The organism is Streptomyces sp. P13-3-3 (assembly GCF_050571355.1).
GTDB lineage: Bacteria > Actinomycetota > Actinomycetes > Streptomycetales > Streptomycetaceae > Streptomyces > Streptomyces althioticus.
Genome location: NZ_CP192228.1, coordinates 5494676 through 5513413, shown reverse-complemented (window position 1 = coordinate 5513413; position 18738 = coordinate 5494676). Strand labels below are relative to the sequence as shown.

Here is an 18738-nt window from a genome sequence, read left to right as displayed (position 1 = left end):
CATTAGTAAGCAGTTGATCGGAACGTTGTCATTTACCTCACTACACCGTCCGCCGGAATTGAGGACCCTGTTGCCTAATATTGGCCAGGACACGCCACACGGAGGGGAGCGGTGACCGTGCGACGGGACGACAAGGAGCCTGCCAGGTACCGCCCCGACCTGGTCATCGGCCGGGAGGAGCTGTTCGCCGACGCCAGGGCGCAGCTCGCGCGCGGCGGCAGCGTGCTCCTGCACGGCCCCGCCGGAATAGGTAAATCGACCGTGCTTCGGGCACTTGCGGCGGAAAACGCCGCGGCGACGTCGCGCGTGTTGCGCTGCTCGGCCACGGAGTCCGAATCCCATCTTCCGTTCCTCGCGCTGGCCGACCTGTTCGGTCTGGTGCTGGACGAGGTGGCTCCCCGGCTGCCGGCCGCCCAGCGCACCGCCTTGGAGTCGGCGCTCACCGGGCGCGGCGAGTCCACCCTCCAGCGGGACGGTCTGGCGCTGCGGCTGGCGGTGCTGTCCACGCTGCGCGCGCTGTCCGCCGAGGGGCCCGTCCTCGTCGTCGCCGACGACCTCCAGTGGCTCGACCCGGCCAGCGCCGAACTGCTCGGCTTCGCCGCCCGCCGCCTGGGCGACAGCCCGGTGCGCATGCTGTGCGCGGTGCGCACGGAGGGCGAGGAGTACGACCGTCATCTGCGCGCCTGCCCGCCGGACACGCTGGCCGTGCGGCTGGGCCCGTTCTCCCGCACCGAGGTCTCCGCGCTGCTCGACCACCGCGGCTACACCTCCCTGTCCCGCTCCACCGTCCGTGACATTCATCGCACCAGCGGCGGCAACCCGCTGTTCGCGCTGGAGCTCGGCCGCGCCCTCGCCGAGAGCCCCGCCCGGCCCCGGCCCGGCGAGCCGCTGCCGGTGCCGACCTCGCTGCGGGCGCTGGTCCTCAGCCGTCTGGAGATGCTGTCCGACGAGGCCCGCCGCACCCTGCTGGTGGCCAGCGCCGGCGCCCGCCCCACCCTCGCCCTGCTGCACGCTGCCGGACGGGACAACGCGGAGGCCGAGACGGCCCAGGCGACCTCCCTCGGGCTGCTCGTCACCGACCCCGAGGACCCGGCGCTGCGCTTCACGCACCCGCTGATCTCCGCCGCCCTCTACGCGGAGGCGCCCGCCCACGAGCGGCGCGCCGCCCACACCGCGCTGTCCACCGCCGCCTCCGACCCGATCGAACGGGCCCGGCACCTGGCGCTCGCCTCCACCGGACCCGACCCGGAGGTCGCGGCCCGGCTGGCCGAGGCCGCCGCGACGGCCCGCGACCGGGGTGCGCCGTCGGTCGCGGCCTCCCTCGGACTGCTCGCCGCCCGGCACACCCCCGCCGATTCCGTCCCCGCCCCCGACGAGCGGCGGCTCCAGGCCGCGGAGGACGCCATCACCGCCGGCGAGGTCGACCTGGCGCGCGACATCGCCCGCGAGGTGCTGACCCGGGCGACCGTGCCGGCCGAGCGGGTGCGGGCGTGGATGGTGGTCATCGAGGCGGCCGGGCAGGCGCTCGGCGAGGTCGACGCCGTCTTCCCGCAGGTGCTCGCCGACGCCGGCGACGACCCCCGGCTGCTCGCCCTGGTCCACTACCAGCTCGCCTGGCGGGAGGTCGTCGTCAACGGCGACTTCGCGAAGTCCCGCCAGGAGGCCGCGCACGCCGCGGAGCTGGCCGCCCGCGGCGGGGACCGGCGCACCGAGCTGATGGCGCTCGCGTTCCAGTCGTCCACCGAGACCCTCATGGGCCACCCGGACGCCCCGGCCACCATCCGGCGCGCGCTCCAGGAACCCCAGGACCCCGACGTCGCCAGCCACCACAACGGCGCGGCGATGGCCCGGTTCCGCTGGCTGCTGATGAGCGACCAGCTCCCCGAGGCCCGTACGGCCATCACGGCGCTGCTGCGGGAGGCGCGGCGGCGCGGCATGGTCGAGAGCGAGGTGCACTTCTCCCGGCTGCTCGCCGACACGGAGCTGCGTTTCGGGCACTGCGGGCGCGCCCTCGACCTGGCCGGGGAGAGCCTGCGCCTCGCCCGTGACTCCGGCATAGGGGAGAGCGCGTCGGCGATGCTCGCCTCCGTCGCGGAGGCGTCCGGCGGGGACGTGGACCGGGCACTCGCCCTGGCCCGCGAGTCCGCCGACCACGCCGAGGTGGACGGCGACCAGCTCTACCTGTCCCTCGCCCTGGCGGCCCTGGGGTACGCCCAGCTGGTGGCCGGGGACGCGCAGGCCGCGGTGCACTCGCTGCGCCGGGTGCGCGAGCTGGAGCAGGGCATGGGCATCACCGACCCGGCGCGCGGCCGCTGGCAGGGCGACCTCGCCGAGGCGCTGGTGCGGATCGGCGAGCCCGGCGAGGCGCAGGAGCTGATCAACGTCACCCGGGTGCACGCGCTGCGGCTGAACCGCGCGAGCGTGCTGGCGGTGCTCGACCGCGCGGAGGCGCTGGTGCGCGCGGCGCGCGGCGAACACCAGGCCGCGCTCGCCCAGCTGACGTCGGCGCAGGAGCGCCTGGCCAAGCTGGGATACGGCCTGGAGGAGGCGCGGGCCGCCTTCGCGCGGGCCCGGCTGCGCTCCCGGGGCCCCGGGCCCGCCGGGTACGACGAGGCGGCGCGGCTGTTCCGGCGGTGCCGTGCGCTGCCGTGGCTGCGGCAGGTCGACGAGGCCGTGGCGGCGGGACCGGCGGAGGCCGACCCGATGCCCTCGGCGACACCGGCGGCGCTGGACGGTCTGGCCTCGATGGAGCGTCAGGTCGCGGCGCTGGTCATGGAGGGCGCCACCAACCGGGAGATAGCCGGGCGCCTTTTCATCAGCGTCAAGACGGTCGAGGCGACGCTCACCCGGGTCTACCGCAAACTGGGCATACGCTCCCGCGTGGACATCGTGCGGCTCGCGGCGGGGCGCCGGGCGCCGTAGGTGACCCGGGTCACGGGGCGTCCGTGACGCGTGCCACGATGGACGCGGTGCTTCCGCCGGACTCACGCCGGGCCTCCGCCGTGCTTTCGCCGTGACGGATGCCGTGCCTCTGCCCCGGCGGGCTCATGACGGCCTTCCGCGGGTGCCGATATCGGCCGTCGTGACCGGAAACCGGCTGGTCCGGCCCCCCGTGACCGAGGGTTTTCCCTGCCCAACTCCCCTTAGGGGGTTCCCTCATTGGGACGGCCCCGGGACCGGTTCTAGCGTGTGACACGTGCCGATCGCTCGGGCACATCGGGGCTCGCCCCCGATGCCCGAACCCCCACCCGTGCGACCCCCCACCGGCAACTGGAGGAGACCCATGCGAGGGCTCAGCCGCACCAGACGGTCCGCCCCCGGACGCGCCATCGCCGCCGCGACCGCCGCCGTCTCCTCGCCTTCCCTCCCTGTTCGCCCCGCCGTCGTCCGGGGCTGATCCCATGATTTCCTGAGCAACCCTCAGGTCACGACCAGGGGGCGTTGCGGGCTTCCACGAGCAGCCCGCAGCGCCCCCTATCCAATGCCTCCGACGTCTCCCGCGGACGTCACCCCCGTACCGTCCCGAGGCGGATGTCGTACGCCGTCCCCGGGTGCAGGATGCCGAGCATGCGCTCCGCCTCCTCCGTCACCTCCGCCCACCGGGCCCGGTCGAGGCGAGCGAAGAGCTCGATCACGAGGGCGTCGTCGTCCAGGCGCCACAGCCCCGCCAGCCCACCGTCCACCAGCAGGGTGCGGTAGGCGACGTTCCCCTTCCAGTGCCGGCCCTTCAGCTCGGGCGGGACCACGCGGGTGCGGTCGGCGTGGGAGAGCAGCAGGTTGTCGAACTCGGGCAGGAAGCGGGGTGGGGCCGGGGTGTCCGGGTCCGGGCTGGGCGCGTCGGGGAGGTCGAAGAGTTCGGCGCCGTTGTCGTCCCGGAAGGTGACGAGCCGGGGCCGCAGGCGCTCGAAGGCGTCACGGAGCCGGGTGAGGCCGGCCCAGGTCTGCATGTCCTTCACGGAGGCGGGGCCGAACGCGGCGAGGTAGCGCAGCACGGTCGCGTCCGGCGCCGGGGCGGGTTCGGCGGGCCGGCCCAGCCAGTGCTCGGCGGTGGTCAGCCGGACCTGGCCGCTGCGGCCCCACAGCCCGCGCGGGGTGACCTGCACCAGCGGCAGCTTGCAGCGGGCGGCGACGGAGAGGGCCTGTGGGTCGGCGTCCGGCCAGTCCTCCAGGAGGGCCTCGCGCAGCTCCTTCATGGTGCGTGGCTCCTCCTCGACGAGGGTGCGGGCCCTGGCGGCGAGGCGGTCCAGGTCGACACCGGCGAGCCCGGCGCGGAAGTGGTGCAGCTCCCGGTCGCGGGCGGCCTGCACCAGGGGCCGCAGGGTGAGGCAGTCGTCGGCGGTGTGGGTGTGGATGGTCGAGCGCAGGGTGACGATGCGGACCACCTCGCGGTCGGCCATGGGCCGGGACAGCGCCTGAGGGGTGAAGCCGTCGAGGCGGGCGGCGAGGGCGTAGTAGGGCGGCTTGACGTTCTGCGCCTGGAGACCGGCCAGGTGCTCGACGGCGGCCGTCGCGGACATCGGGGAGCGGCGCAGCAGGAGCTGCCGGGCCAGGGTCGCCCGGTTCAGTGCGCGGGGGCCGAGGACGGACGGCGACGGCGGGGCGGCGGTGGTCCGCTTCGACTTCGTCATGCGGACACGCTAGCGAGGATGTAGGCCCGATCCCGTCCTCCTTCCCGTTCCGGACAGCTCTCTCCTTCCTGGACAAAACGCGCCGGAGTGTAACGCCGTGACCGCCCGGCGGCGCTGAACATCTGGGGCCGGACTCCGGCCCCGGTGCACGACGACCCCCCACGAAGGAAAGACCCATGACTTCCTCCGCCCCCTCCCCCGACGACCTCCCGGTCTACGACAGACTCGTGCGCGAGCGCGGTGACGTCGTGGCCGAGGTCCGCGAGGTGGCCGAGCGGACCCAGTTCGAGGTCCGCCAGGCGCTGGCGGGCACCGTCCGTCCCCGTCCGCCGCAGAACGGCCCGCGCCAGCAGCAGGGGCCCGGCGGTCCCCGCCACCCCCAAGGCGGCCCGCGCCAGCCGCAGGGCGGGCCCCGGCAGCCGCAGGGGCAGGGTCCGGGGTCGCAGCAGCATCAGGGGCAGGGGCCCGGGCAGCCGCAGGGTCACGGACAGGGGCCTGAGCGGGCACAGGACGGTCCGCGGCCGCCGCAGGGGGCCGGAGCCGGACTGCCCCAGAGGCCCGGGCAGGCACAGGGCGCCGGTCCGCAGGGCTCCGGTCCGCAGACGGGCGGCCCGCAGGGTCCCGGCCCGCGTCCGTTCGAGGACGGGCCCCGGCAGGACGACGGCGGCCCGCAGGGAAGCGGCGACGCGCGTCACGAGGAGCCGCAGCACCCCGACGCCGGCTGACCCCTGACCCCGATCCCGCGCGTGCCGATTGCCCTCGCACCTGGAGGGGCACTCGGTGCGCCGTGCACAAGCAAAGCCGAACAGCACCGCGCAGGGTCCTGCTGACCGGGTGGTTCAGCTTCCGCGACGGGGAGGCGACCGCCGGGGACGTCCTGGCCCTGCACCGGGTCGAAACGGTCCTGCGCGGGTCGGGCACCCCGTACGACATCGCCTGGAGCCCCGGCTTCCGGCCGGACGCGCTGCACCTCGACGACGCACGGCCCCACGACTACTCGCACCTCGTCTTCGTGTGCGGGCCGCTGCACGGGCCGCAGGTGGAGGAGCTGCACCGGCGGTTCGCGCACTGCGTGCGGATCGCCGTGGGGACGTCGGTGATCGACCCGGACGAGCCGGCGGTCACCGGGTTCCACCGGGTGCTGGCCCGGGACGCGCCCGGCCGCGCGCCCACCGAGGACCTGGCGGCCCGCGCGCCCGCCGTGCCGCCGCGGCCGGTGGTCGGGGTGATCCTCACCCACGGGCAGCACGAGTACGGGGCGCAGCGGCGGCACGGGGAGGTCGCCGAGCGGGTGACGCACTGGCTGGCCGGCAAGGACTGTGCGCGGCTGGAGCTGGAGACCCGGCTCGACACCCGGGACTGGCACCTGAACGCCACTCCGGCGCAGGTGCAGTCGGTGCTGGCGCGGCTCGACCTGGTCGTCACCGACCGGCTGCACGGGCTGGTGCTGTCCCTGCGGGTCGGTACGCCGGTGCTCGCGATCGACCCGGTGGCGGGCGGCGCGAAGGTGACGGCGCAGGCGCGGGCCTGCGGGTGGCCGGCGCTGCTGCCGGCGGAGCAGGTGGGCGAGCGGCGGCTGGACCGGTGGTGGGACTGGTGTCTGACCTCGGGCCGGGTGGCCGCGCGGCAGGCCCGGGAGACGTTCCGCGAGGGGCGGCTGCCGGACGGGGCGGACCGTCTGCTGGAGGCGCTGACGTCACGCGCGGGCGCCGGTTAGGGCGCGGATCCGCCGGGCACCCGGATCCACGTCCACCCTGGCGGGCGTTGGAGGAAGACGGTGTCCCTCGGTCGGCTCCCCGAACACGAACAGCACATCCTCGACGAGATCGAGCGGTCGCTGCGGCGTGACCGCCGCCTCAACCGGCTGCTGCGGGGCCGTCAGGCCCGCCGCTCCGGCCCGAAACGGTTCGCGGCCCGCGTGGCCCGCTGCGACCCCCGCGGCCGGACGGTCGCCCTCCTGACCCTGGCCGCGGTGGCCCTGATGGTGACGGGCCTCGTCACCTCGGCGCCGTGGGCGATCTGGACGTTCGCCGTGGTGTGGCCGGTGGTGGTGTTCCTGGGCTTCCGCCTGCTGTCCCGGTGGTCGGGCGACGGCGGCCCGCCCGACGGGCGCTAGCAGTCTTGGCGGGCGGCGGGACACGGTCCGGGCGGACGCCCGCGGCCTGACGGCCCCGTCCGCACGGCACCCCCTGCGGCGCCGCAGGGGGTGCCGCTGCGCCCACCCTCCCCCACTCTCGGCTTCGCTCGAGCGGGAGGTACCCCCATCGCCCCAGCGGCACGACTGCCCGCAGCGGCGGCGTCCCGCCAGGCACGGCTGATGCAGGACTGCTGGGCGCGAACGGACCGCCCCTGAAAGGGGCGCGGGGAACTGCGCGAACGGCGGCGAACCCCACCCACCCCGGAAAACGCGGAGAAGCGCCACCACCCTCAGGGGCGCGGGGAACTGCGCGGACGGCGGCGAAGCCCACCCGCCCCGGAAAGCGCGGGGAAGTGCCATCACCCTCCAGGGGCGCGGGGAACTGCGCGAAGGGGGCCGGGGACCTCCCGGGGCCTCGAAGTCAGCCCGTGTAGCGACGGGCCTTCGACGCTCGTTGGGTGGGTTCCAGGAGGCGCAGGCGGCTCTCGACCTCCGGAGGGAGCACGCGGCGTTCGCGGAGGACCCACGGGAGGGCGGCCGCCGCCTCCGTGAAGGCGAGGAGCGACGTCGTGTCGCGCGGAACCGTGCGGGCCAGGTCGACCGTGCGGCGCAGCGCGGGGACGACCGGGCGGCGCAGCCAGGTGAACCACAGGGTGTTGCGGATGCCGTGGCGGCGGCGCAGGGTCGCGTCGCGCGCCTCGGACGCGTGGTGGTGGATCGTGAGGTCGTCGGCGTAGACGAGCCACCAGCCGTCGGCGGCGAGGTCGACGGCGAGCAGTTCCTCCTCCCCGCCGAGCCACAGCTTGGGGTGGAAGCCGCCCGCCTTCCGGAAGGCGTCCGCGCGCAGCACGGTCGCGGCGGCGAGGAAGGAGCCGAGGGCGGGTCCGGGCAGCCACGGCGGTCCCGGCACGGGCGACTCGCGCAGTTCGCGGACGATGGGGTCCTCGGTGCCGTGCGGCTCGACGACGATGCGGGCGGTGACGGAGACGACGCCGGGGTGCCGGTCGAGCAGGTCGGCGGCGCCGGTCAGGGAGCCGGGCGCCCACCAGGAGTCGTCGTCGCAGAAGGCGACGTAGGGGGTGGTGACCTCGCGGACCGCCAGGTTGCGGCCGACCGCGCCGAGGTTGCGGCCGGGGCGCAGCAGCCGGACCTCGGGGTGGTGGCGGGCGACGGCGTCGGCGGTGCCGTCGGTGGAGGCGTTGTCGGTGACGATCACCTCGGGCCGTTCGGGGAGTTCGGCCAGCCGGTCGAGGGTGCGCAGCAGTTCGCGTCGGCGGTTGTGGGTGATGACGACGACGGTGGTGCGGAGGTCGGTCATGCGGTCGCCCCTTCCAGTTCCAGCCGGCGGGCGGCGCGTTCCACGTGCGGGGGCAGCGGCCGGCGGGCGCGCAGGGCGGCGGGCAGCAGGGCGAAGGTCTGGCGCAGGGCGCGCCGGGCCGTCGTGTCGGCGCGGGCCTCCGCGGCGAGGGCGCCGGTGCGGGCGAGGGCGTGCCGGACGGGGCGGCGCAGCCACGCGGTGAGCACCTCGTTGCGGCGCTGCTGGGCGGGCCGGCCGGGGCGTTCCGAGGTGGCCGGGTGGTGGTGGGCGACGACGTCGGGGCAGTGGGAGACGCCCCAGCCGCGGGCGGCGAGGTCGTAGGCGAGGCAGGTCTCCTCCCCGCCGAAGAACAGCACGCGGTGGAAGCCGCCCGCGTCGAGGTAGGCGGTGCGGCGGACGACGGAGGCACAGGCGAGGAAGCCGAGCACCTGGACGCCCGGGAGATCGGCGGCGGGGCCGAGCGGGGAGCGGGCGAGGAGGTCGTTGAGCGGGTCGTCGGCGTTCTCCGGGCCGACGAGGGTGCGGGCGGCGACGAGTCCGAGCCGGGGGTGTGCGTCGAACAGGTCGGCGGCGCGGGCGAGCGCGCCGGGCGCCCACCAGGAGTCGTCGTCGGCGAACGCGACGTACGGGGTATCCAGGGCGCGTACGCCGTGGTTGCGGGCGAGGGCGCCCTGGTTGCGGGTGAGGGCGAGGACCCGCACGTGGGGGAAGTCGCGGGCGACCATGGCGCGGGTGTCGTCGGTGGAGGCGTTGTCGGCGACGAGGATCTCCGGCCGCTCGGGCAGACCGGTGAGGTGCCGCAGGGTGACCGCGAGCCGTTCGCTGCGGTTCCGGGTGGCGATGACGACGCCGACGCGGGGGTGGCGGGTCATGGGGCGGGCTCCTCGGGTGGGGGCAGGCGGTGCAGGGCGTCCACTACGTCGTCGGGGGTGATGCGCAGCAGCGCCGGGTCGGGGCGGCGGGCGTGCGGGTCGCCCTCGGGGCCGTGCCACAGGGCGAGGTGCCGGGGGTGCGGGGGCGGGCCCCAGTGGCTCGGCGGGACGGGACCGAACAGGGTGACGGTCGGGGTGGCGTGGGCGACGGCGAGGTGGGCGATGCCGGTGTCGCCGCTGACGACCGCGCGGGCGCCGGCGACGAGCGCGGACAGCCGGGGGAAGGGCAGGCCGCCGGAGAAGACGTCCGTGTCGGGCAGCCGGGCCTCCTTGGCGAGCCGCGCCACGAGATCGGACTCGTCCGCTCCCCCGGTGACCACGACCCGCAGCCCGCGCGTCCGCAGGGCGTCGGCGACGGCCGCGTACCGCTCGACGGGCCAGCAGCGCGCGGGCGCACCGGCGCCGGGGTGCAGGACGACCGCGCCGGGGGCGGGCGAGGGGGCGTGCGGGCGGGGCAGCCGCAGGTCGGCCGGGTCGGCGTCGACGCCGTAGTAGTCCAGCAGCCGGCACCAGCGGTCCCGTTCGTGTTCGTCGCGGTACCAGGGCGGGCCCTCGATGTCGGGGGTGTCCGGGTGGGCGAAGGCGAACAGCCGCGCGGGGCGCAGGCCTTGGAGCAGTCGGTGGCTGGGCGGGCCGTTGCCGTGGAGGTCGACGGCGACGTCCGGGGGCGGTCCCGTCCAGTCGAGGGTGCGGGGGACGGCCCGGCCGGGCGCGGAGGCGGGCAGCAGCCGGTCGACGGCCCCGCTGGCCTCGGCGACGGGGGCGAGGTCGGCGGGCGCGGCCAGCACGATGTCGTGGTCCGGGAAGCCGCGCCGCAGCGCCCGCAGCGCGGGCACCCCGGCGAGCAGGTCCCCGAGCCCGAGCGCCCGCAGGACGAGCACCCGGGGGGACGTCATCGCGTGACCTCTTTGAGGAGGCGTTCCCAGTCGTCGAGGAAGCGGGGCAGTCCGTAGCGGGCGAGGGCGGCGGCGCGGGCGAGTTCTCCGGTGCGGCGGGCGCTCAGCGGGTCGGCGACGAAGTCCCGTACGGCGTCGGTGAGGACGTCGAGGCGGTTGGAGACGACGCCCGCGCCGGGCGGCACCGCCTCGGTGACCTCGGTGGTGGCGAGGGCGACGACGGGCATGCCGAGGTGCATGGCCTCCAGCAGGGACAGGCCGAGGGAGGTCCAGCGCACCGGGTGGACGTAGACGCGGCGGCGGGCCATCTCGGCGTGCAGGCGGGCCTGGGTCAGCTCGTGGGAGCGGCACCGGTCGGCGGGCAGGCCGAGGTGGCCGGCGAGGCCCTCGGTGCCCATGCCGAACACGTCGAGCGGCGCGGCGGCGGCGAACGGCGGCAGCAGGTCGGTGCCGGTGGTACGGCCGCGCCGCACCGGTTCGTTGACGACGACGGCGGCGTGCGGCAGTTCGCCCGTCCACAGCGGGCCGGGGTCGACGATGCCGTGCTCGATCACCGTCGTGGAGGTGGAACCGGCGTCCCACATCAGCCGGTTGAAGTGGGTGACGTGCACGAGGGTCACGCCGGGGATGTCCGCCGCGGGGTGCCGGGTGTCGGGGACGTCGCCGTGCGGGGCGTTGTGCTCCAGGTAGACCAGAGGCGGGCGGCGGCGCAGCCAGCGGTCCACCAGGCCGATCTCGTGCGGGCGTTGCAGCACGACCACGTCGACGTCCTGCTCGGCCAGGCGTTCCGGCTCCACCTCGACGACCGTGTCGGGCCAGTCGAAGGTGCGGGCGCGGCCGAGCCCGTCGGGTCCGCGGTCCGGGGTGACGGGGACGACGTAGGTGTGCGGTCCCTGCACGAAGGCCGTGGTCCACGACCCGTGCACATGCCACAGCAGGATCCTCATGCCACCTCCACGAGCTTGTCGACCGCGGCGACGACGTCGAGCGCGGTCACGGTGTCCAGGCAGGGATGGCCCGGTACGGGGCAGCGCCGCGCGCGGCTTCCGGCGCACGGGGCGTCCTGGTCGCCGAGCAGCAGGTGGGGCACGCCGTAGGGGCGCCAGCGCTCGGCGGGGACGACCGGCGCGAACAGCGACACCACGGGGGTGCCGACGGCGGCGGCGAGATGGGCGGGGCCGGTGTTGCCCGCGACGACGCAGTCGGCCCCGGCGAGCACCCCGGCGAGCCGCGCGGCGTCGGTGCGGCCGCCCAGGTCGAGGGCGCGGCCGCCGGCGACGTACGCGGTGAGGTCGCGTTCGCCCGCGCCTCCGGTGACGACGACGCGCCGTCCGGCTGCGGTGAGTTCGCGCACCGCCTGGGCGCAGCGTCCGGGGCTCCAGGCGCGGGCGGGCACGCTGGCGCCTGGGTGGACCACGACGTACGGTCCGTCGCCGGTCAGGTCGTCGGCGGCGGGTGGCGGGAGGACCCGCAGGCGGCCGTCGTCGACGCGGGGGAAGCCGGCCGCCTCGGCGAGGTCGAGGGCGGCCTCGGCCTCGTGGGCGTGCGGGGCGCGGTGGTGGCGTACGTCGAGGAGGCTGCCGGGGTGGTCCTCGCTGTCGGCGGCGACGAAGGGGACGCCGGCCAGCCGCAGCAGCAGCGCGGTGGGCAGCGGCGACTGGTGGAAGGAGGTGAGGACGAGCGCGGCGTCGGCGTCGAGGGACGCGACGATCTTGTCGATGTCGTCGCGGTCCACGGGCGGCGGCCGGAACCCGGTCCACGGGGACTCCCAGACGAGCACCTCGTCCACCCCGGGCAGGAGCCGCGCCGCGGGCGCCCCCTGCGGTCCGCACAGCAGGGTGACGTGGTCGGCGCGGGCGGCGACGGCGCGTACGGCGGGCCCGGCGAGCAGCACGTCGCCGAAGCTGTCGAGCCGGGTGACGAGGGCTCTCACAGGTACCTCCGGGTGCGGGGCGGCGACGGGTCCGGGCCGCCCGGCAGGCGCCGGGCGGGACCGCCCGGCACCCGCGCGTGTTCGGCGTCGGCGTACAGCCCCGGCGCGGGGGCGCCGTCCGGGGCCTCCCACGGCGGGCCGTCGAGGATCATCCGCACGGCCTCGCGCAGGTCGCGTGCCACGTGCGGGGCGGCGGCGGTCTCCTCGGCGCGTGTGACGGGTGTGGGGACGAGGACGGCGTGCGCGCCGGCCCGGCAGGCGGCCTCGACGTCGGAGCCGATGTCGCCGACGACGACGCAGTCGGCCGGGTCGACGCCCAGTCGCCCGGCGGCGTCGAGGATCATGCCGGGCCGGGGCTTGCGGCACGGGCAGCCGTCGTCGGGGCCGTGCGGGCAGAAGGCCAGGACGTCGAACGGGCCGAGGAGTTCCTCGACGCGTTTGCCGACGCGCCGGACGTCGGCCTCGGTGAGCAGCCCGCGGGCCACGCCGGACTGGTTGGTGACGACACCGAGGCGGATGGAGCGGGCGCGCAGCGCGTCGAGCGCCTCGCGCGCCCCTTCGACGGGGCGCACGCGTTCCGGGGAGCCGTTGTAGGGGACGTCGTGCACCAGGGTGCCGTCGCGGTCGAACAGGACCGCCCGTACGGGGCTCATCGGGCCACCTCCCGCCAGGCGGGGGCGTGCCGGTGGCGCCAGGCGCCGGCCAGGCGGTGCCAGGTGGCGGCGGGCGGGATGACCACGCTGGTGGCGAGCACGGTCGCTACCTCCTCGGGGGTACGCGGCCCGGGCACGATGCGGGCGCGGGCGAACTCGGCGGTGCCGGCCGCCCATCCCGCCGCGCAGGCCGCGGCGGCTCTGCGGTGTCCGGTGGCGGCGAGCGCGCACGCGCCGGCGGCGGCGGCGGTGATCGCGGCGTGGCGGCGGATGCGTCCGCGCGGTGCGACGGCCCTCTCCCACCAGCCGGGGCCGTGCAGGCGCCGCATCAGGGCGTCGTCGGCGTGGCCGCGCTGCGAGCGCACCGACGCCCAGCGGGAGGCGGGGCGCACGGGGTGCAGGGTGGTGCGGCAGCCGCGGCGGATGCGCCAGCCGGCGTCGAGGAGCCGCAGCGCGAGGTCGGCGTCCTCGCGGTGCGCGCGGGGGAAGCGTTCGTCGAAGCCTCCGGCCCTGCGGAGGACCTCGGTGCGGTAGGCCATGTCGGCGCTGATCCAGCGGGCGCGGGCCAGTCCGGCGGTGCCGCGCTCCCAGTCGGTGGGGCGCCGTCCGCCGGGCAGCGGCACGGTGATGACGCCCGGCACGCCCGCGGTGTCGGGCGTCGCCTCGCCGAGGTCCTGGTGGAGCTGGGCACACCAGTGCGGTCCGACCTGGACGTCGTCGTCGACGAACACCACCCAGGGTTCGGTGACGGCGCGCAGTCCGGTGTTGCGGGCGGCGGCGGGGCCGCGCGCCTCCCCGGGCAGCACGGTGGTGCGGTCGCGCAGGTCGCCGAGGACGCTCAGCGCGTGCTCCAGCCGCTCCGGGTCGGGGACGGGCGTGGCGGGGCGGTCGTCGACGAGGACGATGTGTTCCGGGCGGGGTCCGTGTGCGGCGGCCAGGGCGGCGAGGCAGTCGGGGAGGCTCTCGCGGACCAGGGTGGGGATCACGACGGCGTACGGCGTCATCGCGGCGCCCACCTCCCGTGCCCGGCGTACGGCCCGCCCGGGCGCGGACCCGCGGGGGCGGGGCGGCGTTCGGCGAACGGGGCGTGGTCACCGGGGTCGTGCATGGGGAGTCGGCTCCGTCCCTGGGTCGGGCGAGTACTGCGGGGAGCGGGTGCCGCACGCGACCTGCGTCAAACCGTTCGACATGGTTCGTCCCGCTCCGTGTGGATATGCGCTGCTCTGCACCAGCGTGCACCGAGACGGAGGTCCGCGCAGGTCGGAGGGCGGGAGGGACGGGCGGTCGCCCGACGGGCCGGTGACAACTCTCCCGGGCCGCGATCACCCGTACGGAGGCACGCGTCGGCGGACTATGAACCCGGCGTATAAGAACGTGCGTACAGTCCGCGCATGCCTTCTGCGATCAAGAAGCGGGGGTACGTCTTCGTGACCGTCCCGCAGCTGCTGGCGCCGGGGAGGGCGGAGCCTGGGGCGGTCTATCGCTGAGGGCAGGAACAGCAGAGGGCTCCTAGGATCGGGGCGTGGCCACCTTCGAGCTCCAGCGCACCGTGTCCCTGCCCCCCGCCGAGGCCTGGCGGCGGGTCACGACCTGGCCCCGGCACGGCGAGGTGGTCCCGCTGACCCGGATCACCGTCACCACTCCCCCGCCCACCCGCGAAGGCACCCTGTTCGTCGCCCGTACGGGCGCGGGTCCGCTCGGCTTCGACGACCCGATGGAGGTCACGGCGTGGCGGCCCCCGGCGGGCGACTCCCCCGGCTTCTGCCGGCTGGAGAAGCACGGGCGGACGGTTCTGGGGTGGGCGGAGATCGAGGTGCACGTGCGTCCCGGCGGACGGTGCCGGGTGGTGTGGCGGGAGGACGTCCGTGTGCGTTTTCTCCCCGCCGCGTGCGACGGGCTGCTCGCGCGGGCGGGGCGCGTGATGTTCGGGCGGGCGATGGACCGGCTGCTGCGGCGCGCCTGAACTCCGCGAGGCCCGTCCCGGGTCCGGACTCCGTGCGCGGAAAAGCAGTCGCGTCCCGCGGCGCGGCGCCACTACCTTCCCGGTGGCATCTGACCCGACCACGGGAAGGCCTGGCATGGGCACCGAGGGCGTACGGACCGACCGCTTGAGCATTCTGCTGGAGCAGTTCGACAAGGCGACGGACATGGCCCGTGCGCGGCTGTCGGGACTGGGCGACGAGGAGTACCTCTGGGAGCCGGTCCCCGGCTGCTGGTCGATCCGGCGGCGCGGCGAGGCGGTGACGCCCAGGGCCTTCGGACCCGGCGAGTGGGTGCTCGACCAGGGCGACCCGGACATTCCGGCGGGCGAGTACGCGGAAGTGGCCCGGCAGGCGGCCTCCGGGATGAGCGTCGAGAAGATCGCCGAGGACTGGAGCGTGAGCGTCGCGCGGGTCGAGGAGGTCCTCTCCTACACCGGGGAACCGGAGCCGGACGACACGCCGCTCACGACGATCGCGTGGCGGCTGAACCACCTGCACTACGAGTTCGCGGGCGGCTGGGAGTGGGCCTTCGGCGAGCGGCGGCAGGCCCCGAAGCAGATGGTCGACTTCACGCCCTCCGCCGCCCTCGCGCTGGAACGGTTCTGGGAGACCGTCGACCGGTGGCGGACCGCCGTGGGCGGCGTCACCGAGGAACAGCTCGACACGGTCGGCTTCTCGCAGTACCCCTACGGCTCCGACCCCGACGATCCCTTCGTCGCCGTGCTCGCGGGAGCCAACCTGGAGTTCGTCCACCACATGGCCGAGATCGCGCTCCTGCGCGACCTGTGGCGGGTCCGGCACGCGTGGTCGGCGCGGTGAGCTGACGGGGGCTGCTCGGCCCGCGCGGTGACCGCGGCACCGTGGGGTGGACGGAGGCAGCTGAGGCGACCGGGCCGATGACGCCGGTCGGGGGGGCGGGGTGCGAGACCGCGCCCCTCCACGCCCCGGGACGGGCCCGCCCGGCGAGGTCGGGTCGGTGACGGACCGGGGGCCACCGGGCCACCGGGCCATTGGGCCGATGCGGCGGGCCGGTGACGGCCGGGGGCCGCTCAGGCGACGCGCGCCGAAACGCCCGTCCGGGGGCCGCGTGCAGGACTGCGCCCCTGCATGCCCCGGGACAGGACCACCCGCGAGACCGGATCGGCGACCGACCCGGGGCCCCAGAGCCACCGGGCCGGTGCAGCGGGCCAGAAACCGGCCGGGGGCATGGGGGGCGCGGTCCAGGCCCACCCGACGAGACCGAAACGGTGACCGCCCCGGAGCCACCGAGCCACCGGGCCGATGCAGCGAGCCCGTGACCGAGGGGGCCGCTCCAGCAACACGCGCCGAAACGCCCGTCCGCGAGCCGGGTGCAGGACTCCGCCCCCACGCCCCCCGGGACGGGCCCACCCAACGGCTCTGGGCCACCGGGCCACCGGGCTCACGCAGCGGGCCGGAGACCGGCCGAGAGCCGCTCAGGCGACCGAGCCGATGGTGCCCGTCGGGGGGCGGGTGTCGTGGTGGATGGGGGTGTGCGCGCCCGTGAGGGCGGCGCCCGTGCCGCCTCGGCGGTCGGCGACGATCTCCGCCGCGATGGACAGGGCCGTCTCCTCCGGGGTGCGGGCGCCCAGGTCCAGGCCGATCGGGGACTTGAGCCGGGCCAGCTCCAGGTCGCTGACGCCGGCCTCGCGCAGACGCGCGTTGCGGTCCAGGTGGGTGCGGCGGGAGCCCATCGCGCCGACGTAGGCGACCGGCAGACGCAGCGCCAGCCTCAGCAGCGGCACGTCGAACTTGGCGTCGTGGGTGAGCACGCACAGCACCGTGCGGGCGTCGGTCTCCGTGCGGGCCAGGTACTCGTGCGGCCACTCCACGACGATCTCGTCCGCCTCCGGGAAACGCGCCCGGGTCGCGAACACCGGCCGCGCGTCGCACACCGTGACGTGGTGGCCGAGGAACTTGCCGACCCGTACCAGCGCCGCCGCGAAGTCGATCGCGCCGAACACGATCATCCGGGGCGGCGGCACCGACGTCTCGACCAGCACGGTGACCGGCGCCCCGCAGCGCGACCCCTCCTCGCCGACCTCCACGGTGCCGGTGCGGCCCGCGTCCAGGAAGGCGCCCGCCTCGGCCGCGACCGTGCGGTCCAGCTCCGGATGCGCGCCGAGGCCGCCCTCGTATGAGCCGTCGGGGCGGACGGTGAGCGCGCGGCCGCGCAGGTGGCCGGGGCCTGCGACGACCCGCGCGAGCGCCGCCGCCCGCCCGCCGGCCGCCGCGGCGAGCGCGGAGGCCAGCACGGGGCGGGCGGGGTCGGACGCCCGTACGGGGGTGACCATGACGTCGATGATCCCGCCGCAGGTGAGGCCGACGGTGAAGGCGTCCTCGTCGCTGTAGCCGAACCGCTCGAGGACGGTCACGCCGTCCTCGAGCGCCCGGACGCACAGCTCGTACACCGCGCCCTCCACGCACCCGCCGGAGACGGAGCCGACCGCCGTGCCGTCGGCGTCGACCGCGAGCGCGGCGCCCGCCCCGCGGGGCGCGCTGCCGCCGACGGCCACCACGGTGGCGACGGCGAAGTCACGGCCCTCGGCGACCCACCGGTCCAGCTCCTCGGCGATGTCCAGCATGTCTCGCTCTCCTCAACTGCGGTGACGTGGAAGACGGGGAGGCCCTCTCAGCGCACCCCGAGCCAGCTCTCGATCGGGGCGAGGGCGAAGAAGACCAGGAAGACGAGGGTCAGTCCCCACATGAACGGTCCGACCTCCCGCGCCCGCCCTTGGCCGGTCTTGATCGCGACGTACGAGACGACGCCGGCGGCCACGCCCGCGGTGATCGAGTAGGTGAACGGCATGACCACCACGGTCAGGAACACCGGGATCGCGGTGGCGCGGTCGGCCCAGTCGACGTGACGGGCGTTCGACATCATCATCGCGCCGATGACCACCAGGGCCGCGGCGGCGACCTCGCCCGGCACGATCGCCGTCAGCGGGGTGAAGAACAGGCACGCGGCGAAGAAGAGCCCGGTGACGACGGAGCACAGGCCGGTACGGGCGCCCTCCCCCACGCCGGTCGCGGACTCGACGAACACCGTCTGGCCGGAGGCACCGGAAACGCCGCCGATCGCACCGCCCGCGCCGTCGATGAACAGCGCCTTCGACAGCCCCGGCATCCGGCCCTTGTCGTCGGCGAGCTTCGCCTCCGTGCCGACGCCGATGATGGTCGCCATCGCGTCGAAGAACCCGGCCAGGACGAGGGTGAAGACGATCATCCCGACGGTCATCGCGCCGACCTCGCCCCAGCCGCCGAACTCGACGTGCCCGAAGAGCGAGAAGTCCGGCATCGACACCGCGCCGCCCTTCAGCTCGGGCGGACCGCTCGCCCACTGCTTCGGATCGATCACTCCGAACGCGTTGAGCACGACGGCGAGTACGGTGCCGCCGACGATGCCGATGAGGATCGCGCCGGGGACGCCCCGGGCCTGCAGCACGAAGACGGCGAGCAGGGTGACCGCGAACAACAGGACGGGCCAGCCCGCGAGTTCGCCCGCCGGACCGAGGGTGACCGGGGTGGACTCGCCCTGGTGGACGAAGCCCGCCTTGTAGAAGCCGATCAGGGCGATGAACAGCCCGATGCCCATGGTGATCGCGTGCTTCAGGGCGAGCGGGATGGCGTTCATGATCATCTCGCGGAGGCCGGTGACGACCAGCAGCATGATGACCACGCCGTACATCACGCACATGCCCATCGCCTGCGGCCAGGTCATCTCCGGGGCGACCTGGGAGGCGAGGACGCCGGAGACGGAGAGGCCGGCGGCCAGGGCGAGGGGGACCTTGCCGAAGAAGCCCATGAGAAGCGTGGAGAGGGCGGCGGCGAAGGCGGTCGCGGTGATGAGGGCGGTGGGGGCGAGGGTGTTCCCGGCGGCGTCCTTGCCGGAGAGGATCAGGGGGTTGAGGAGGAGGATGTACGCCATCGCCATGAAGGTGGTGGTGCCGCCGCGGAGTTCGCGGGCGAGGGTCGATCCTCGGTGGGTGATGTGGAAGTAGCGGTCGAGCCAGGACCGTCCGGCCGGGACGCGGGATCCTGGTCCCGCGTCCTCGGCGGTGGTCGTCGGTTGCACTGACTGTTGGGTCATGTGGGCCTGCTCCCAAGGTTCATAGGGGCACCCGGGCCCCACCGTGGGTGGTGGGGACGGGATTTGGGGAGGTGCACGACCCGGGGGACGGCCCGAGACGAACGGTGGTGCCGGGGCTGGGGTGCGTGGGTACGCGCCTGCCCGGCGGGGG

General features: G+C 75.7%; 16 protein-coding genes and 1 pseudogene. 7 read left to right on the top strand and 10 right to left on the bottom strand.

Features of this window, described 5'->3' with window-relative positions; genetic code table 11:
• The first annotated feature begins 111 nt into the window (after positions 1-111).
• Complete coding sequence (locus ACQZOG_RS24765; protein ID WP_033273895.1) at positions 112-2922, top strand: ATP-binding protein; 2811 nt, start codon at positions 112-114, stop codon at positions 2920-2922.
• A gap of 584 nt (positions 2923-3506) precedes the next feature.
• Here ACQZOG_RS24765 and ACQZOG_RS24760 read toward each other — a convergent pair.
• The gene (locus ACQZOG_RS24760; RefSeq protein ID WP_058917239.1) at positions 3507-4628 is read right to left on the bottom strand and encodes a winged helix DNA-binding domain-containing protein; all 1122 of its coding nucleotides are present in this window, start codon (positions 4626-4628) and stop codon (positions 3507-3509) included.
• Between the two features lie 176 nt (positions 4629-4804).
• On the opposite strand from ACQZOG_RS24760, the gene ACQZOG_RS24755 reads away from it, so the two are divergent.
• From ACQZOG_RS24755 to ACQZOG_RS24745, 3 genes are all read left to right on the top strand, one after another.
• On the top strand, positions 4805-5353 hold the full coding sequence (locus ACQZOG_RS24755; protein WP_058917238.1) for a hypothetical protein: 549 nt from the start codon (positions 4805-4807) through the stop codon (positions 5351-5353).
• A 62-nt stretch (positions 5354-5415) separates the two neighbouring features.
• Entirely contained in the window at positions 5416-6345 is a 930-nt protein-coding gene (locus ACQZOG_RS24750) for a polysaccharide pyruvyl transferase family protein (protein ID WP_033273897.1), read from the top strand.
• 60 nt (positions 6346-6405) lie between these two features.
• Positions 6406-6744 (top strand): DUF3040 domain-containing protein, encoded by a 339-nt coding sequence (locus tag ACQZOG_RS24745; RefSeq protein ID WP_191882828.1) that lies wholly within the window; start codon positions 6406-6408, stop codon positions 6742-6744.
• Between the two features lie 442 nt (positions 6745-7186).
• Here the strand turns inward: ACQZOG_RS24745 and ACQZOG_RS24740 are convergent, their stop codons facing one another.
• From ACQZOG_RS24740 to ACQZOG_RS24710, 7 genes are read right to left on the bottom strand one after another with little or no spacing between them, the layout of a single operon-like run.
• Complete coding sequence (locus ACQZOG_RS24740; protein WP_033273899.1) at positions 7187-8083, bottom strand: glycosyltransferase family 2 protein; 897 nt, start codon at positions 8081-8083, stop codon at positions 7187-7189.
• Entirely contained in the window at positions 8080-8955 is an 876-nt protein-coding gene (locus ACQZOG_RS24735) for a glycosyltransferase family 2 protein (RefSeq protein WP_037642417.1), read from the bottom strand. The genes ACQZOG_RS24740 and ACQZOG_RS24735 overlap by 4 nt, the downstream gene beginning before the upstream one ends.
• A complete protein-coding gene (locus ACQZOG_RS24730) occupies positions 8952-9911 on the bottom strand; it encodes a glycosyltransferase family 9 protein (RefSeq protein WP_261675851.1) in 960 nt (319 codons plus the stop codon). The genes ACQZOG_RS24735 and ACQZOG_RS24730 overlap by 4 nt, the downstream gene beginning before the upstream one ends.
• Positions 9908-10858 (bottom strand): glycosyltransferase, encoded by a 951-nt coding sequence (locus ACQZOG_RS24725; protein ID WP_102640012.1) that lies wholly within the window; start codon positions 10856-10858, stop codon positions 9908-9910. Before ACQZOG_RS24725 ends, ACQZOG_RS24730 begins: the two co-directional genes overlap by 4 nt.
• Positions 10855-11844, bottom strand: a complete 990-nt coding sequence (locus ACQZOG_RS24720) for a glycosyltransferase family 9 protein (protein ID WP_037642412.1) — start codon at positions 11842-11844, stop codon at positions 10855-10857. The genes ACQZOG_RS24725 and ACQZOG_RS24720 overlap by 4 nt, the downstream gene beginning before the upstream one ends.
• Complete coding sequence (locus ACQZOG_RS24715; protein ID WP_033273904.1) at positions 11841-12497, bottom strand: D-glycero-alpha-D-manno-heptose-1,7-bisphosphate 7-phosphatase; 657 nt, start codon at positions 12495-12497, stop codon at positions 11841-11843. Before ACQZOG_RS24715 ends, ACQZOG_RS24720 begins: the two co-directional genes overlap by 4 nt.
• Positions 12494-13501 carry a glycosyltransferase family 2 protein gene (locus ACQZOG_RS24710; protein ID WP_193455690.1) on the bottom strand — a complete coding sequence of 336 codons (1008 nt, stop codon included), beginning with the start codon at positions 13499-13501 and terminating at the stop codon, positions 12494-12496. The genes ACQZOG_RS24715 and ACQZOG_RS24710 overlap by 4 nt, the downstream gene beginning before the upstream one ends.
• 396 nt (positions 13502-13897) lie before the next feature.
• On the opposite strand from ACQZOG_RS24710, the pseudogene ACQZOG_RS24705 reads away from it, so the two are divergent.
• The 3 genes and pseudogenes from ACQZOG_RS24705 to ACQZOG_RS24695 form a co-directional block, all read left to right on the top strand.
• Positions 13898-13984, top strand: a pseudogene (locus tag ACQZOG_RS24705) (polysaccharide deacetylase family protein); the annotation flags it as partial.
• 35 nt (positions 13985-14019) lie between these two features.
• Positions 14020-14460 (top strand): SRPBCC family protein, encoded by a 441-nt coding sequence (locus ACQZOG_RS24700; protein ID WP_193455689.1) that lies wholly within the window; start codon positions 14020-14022, stop codon positions 14458-14460.
• Positions 14461-14575: 115 nt separating this feature from the next.
• Positions 14576-15298 (top strand): DinB family protein, encoded by a 723-nt coding sequence (locus ACQZOG_RS24695; RefSeq protein ID WP_193455688.1) that lies wholly within the window; start codon positions 14576-14578, stop codon positions 15296-15298.
• A 635-nt stretch (positions 15299-15933) separates the two neighbouring features.
• On the opposite strand, the gene ACQZOG_RS24690 is transcribed toward ACQZOG_RS24695, so the two are convergent.
• Both ACQZOG_RS24690 and ACQZOG_RS24685 read right to left on the bottom strand, forming a co-directional pair.
• Positions 15934-17082: an XdhC family protein gene (locus ACQZOG_RS24690; protein ID WP_193455687.1), complete on the bottom strand. Its 1149-nt coding sequence runs from the start codon at positions 17080-17082 to the stop codon at positions 15934-15936.
• Between the two features lie 47 nt (positions 17083-17129).
• Positions 17130-18587 carry an NCS2 family permease gene (locus ACQZOG_RS24685; RefSeq protein WP_193455686.1) on the bottom strand — a complete coding sequence of 486 codons (1458 nt, stop codon included), beginning with the start codon at positions 18585-18587 and terminating at the stop codon, positions 17130-17132.
• Positions 18588-18738 lie beyond the last annotated feature (151 nt).

Bases quoted from the DNA above. Each gene is read 5' to 3' on its own strand.
- ACQZOG_RS24760 (WP_058917239.1), bottom strand. From the start codon at position 4,628: ATGACGAAGTCGAAGCGGACCACCGCCGCCCCGCCGTCGCCGTCCGTC.
- ACQZOG_RS24755 (WP_058917238.1), top strand. From the start codon at position 4,805: ATGACTTCCTCCGCCCCCTCCCCCGACGACCTCCCGGTCTACGACAGA.
- ACQZOG_RS24740 (WP_033273899.1), bottom strand. From the start codon at position 8,083: ATGACCGACCTCCGCACCACCGTCGTCGTCATCACCCACAACCGCCGA.
- ACQZOG_RS24735 (WP_037642417.1), bottom strand. From the start codon at position 8,955: ATGACCCGCCACCCCCGCGTCGGCGTCGTCATCGCCACCCGGAACCGC.
- ACQZOG_RS24730 (WP_261675851.1), bottom strand. From the start codon at position 9,911: ATGACGTCCCCCCGGGTGCTCGTCCTGCGGGCGCTCGGGCTCGGGGAC.
- ACQZOG_RS24725 (WP_102640012.1), bottom strand. From the start codon at position 10,858: ATGAGGATCCTGCTGTGGCATGTGCACGGGTCGTGGACCACGGCCTTC.
- ACQZOG_RS24715 (WP_033273904.1), bottom strand. From the start codon at position 12,497: ATGAGCCCCGTACGGGCGGTCCTGTTCGACCGCGACGGCACCCTGGTG.
- ACQZOG_RS24710 (WP_193455690.1), bottom strand. From the start codon at position 13,501: ATGACGCCGTACGCCGTCGTGATCCCCACCCTGGTCCGCGAGAGCCTC.
- ACQZOG_RS24695 (WP_193455688.1), top strand. From the start codon at position 14,576: ATGGGCACCGAGGGCGTACGGACCGACCGCTTGAGCATTCTGCTGGAG.
- ACQZOG_RS24690 (WP_193455687.1), bottom strand. From the start codon at position 17,082: ATGCTGGACATCGCCGAGGAGCTGGACCGGTGGGTCGCCGAGGGCCGT.
- ACQZOG_RS24685 (WP_193455686.1), bottom strand. From the start codon at position 18,587: ATGACCCAACAGTCAGTGCAACCGACGACCACCGCCGAGGACGCGGGA.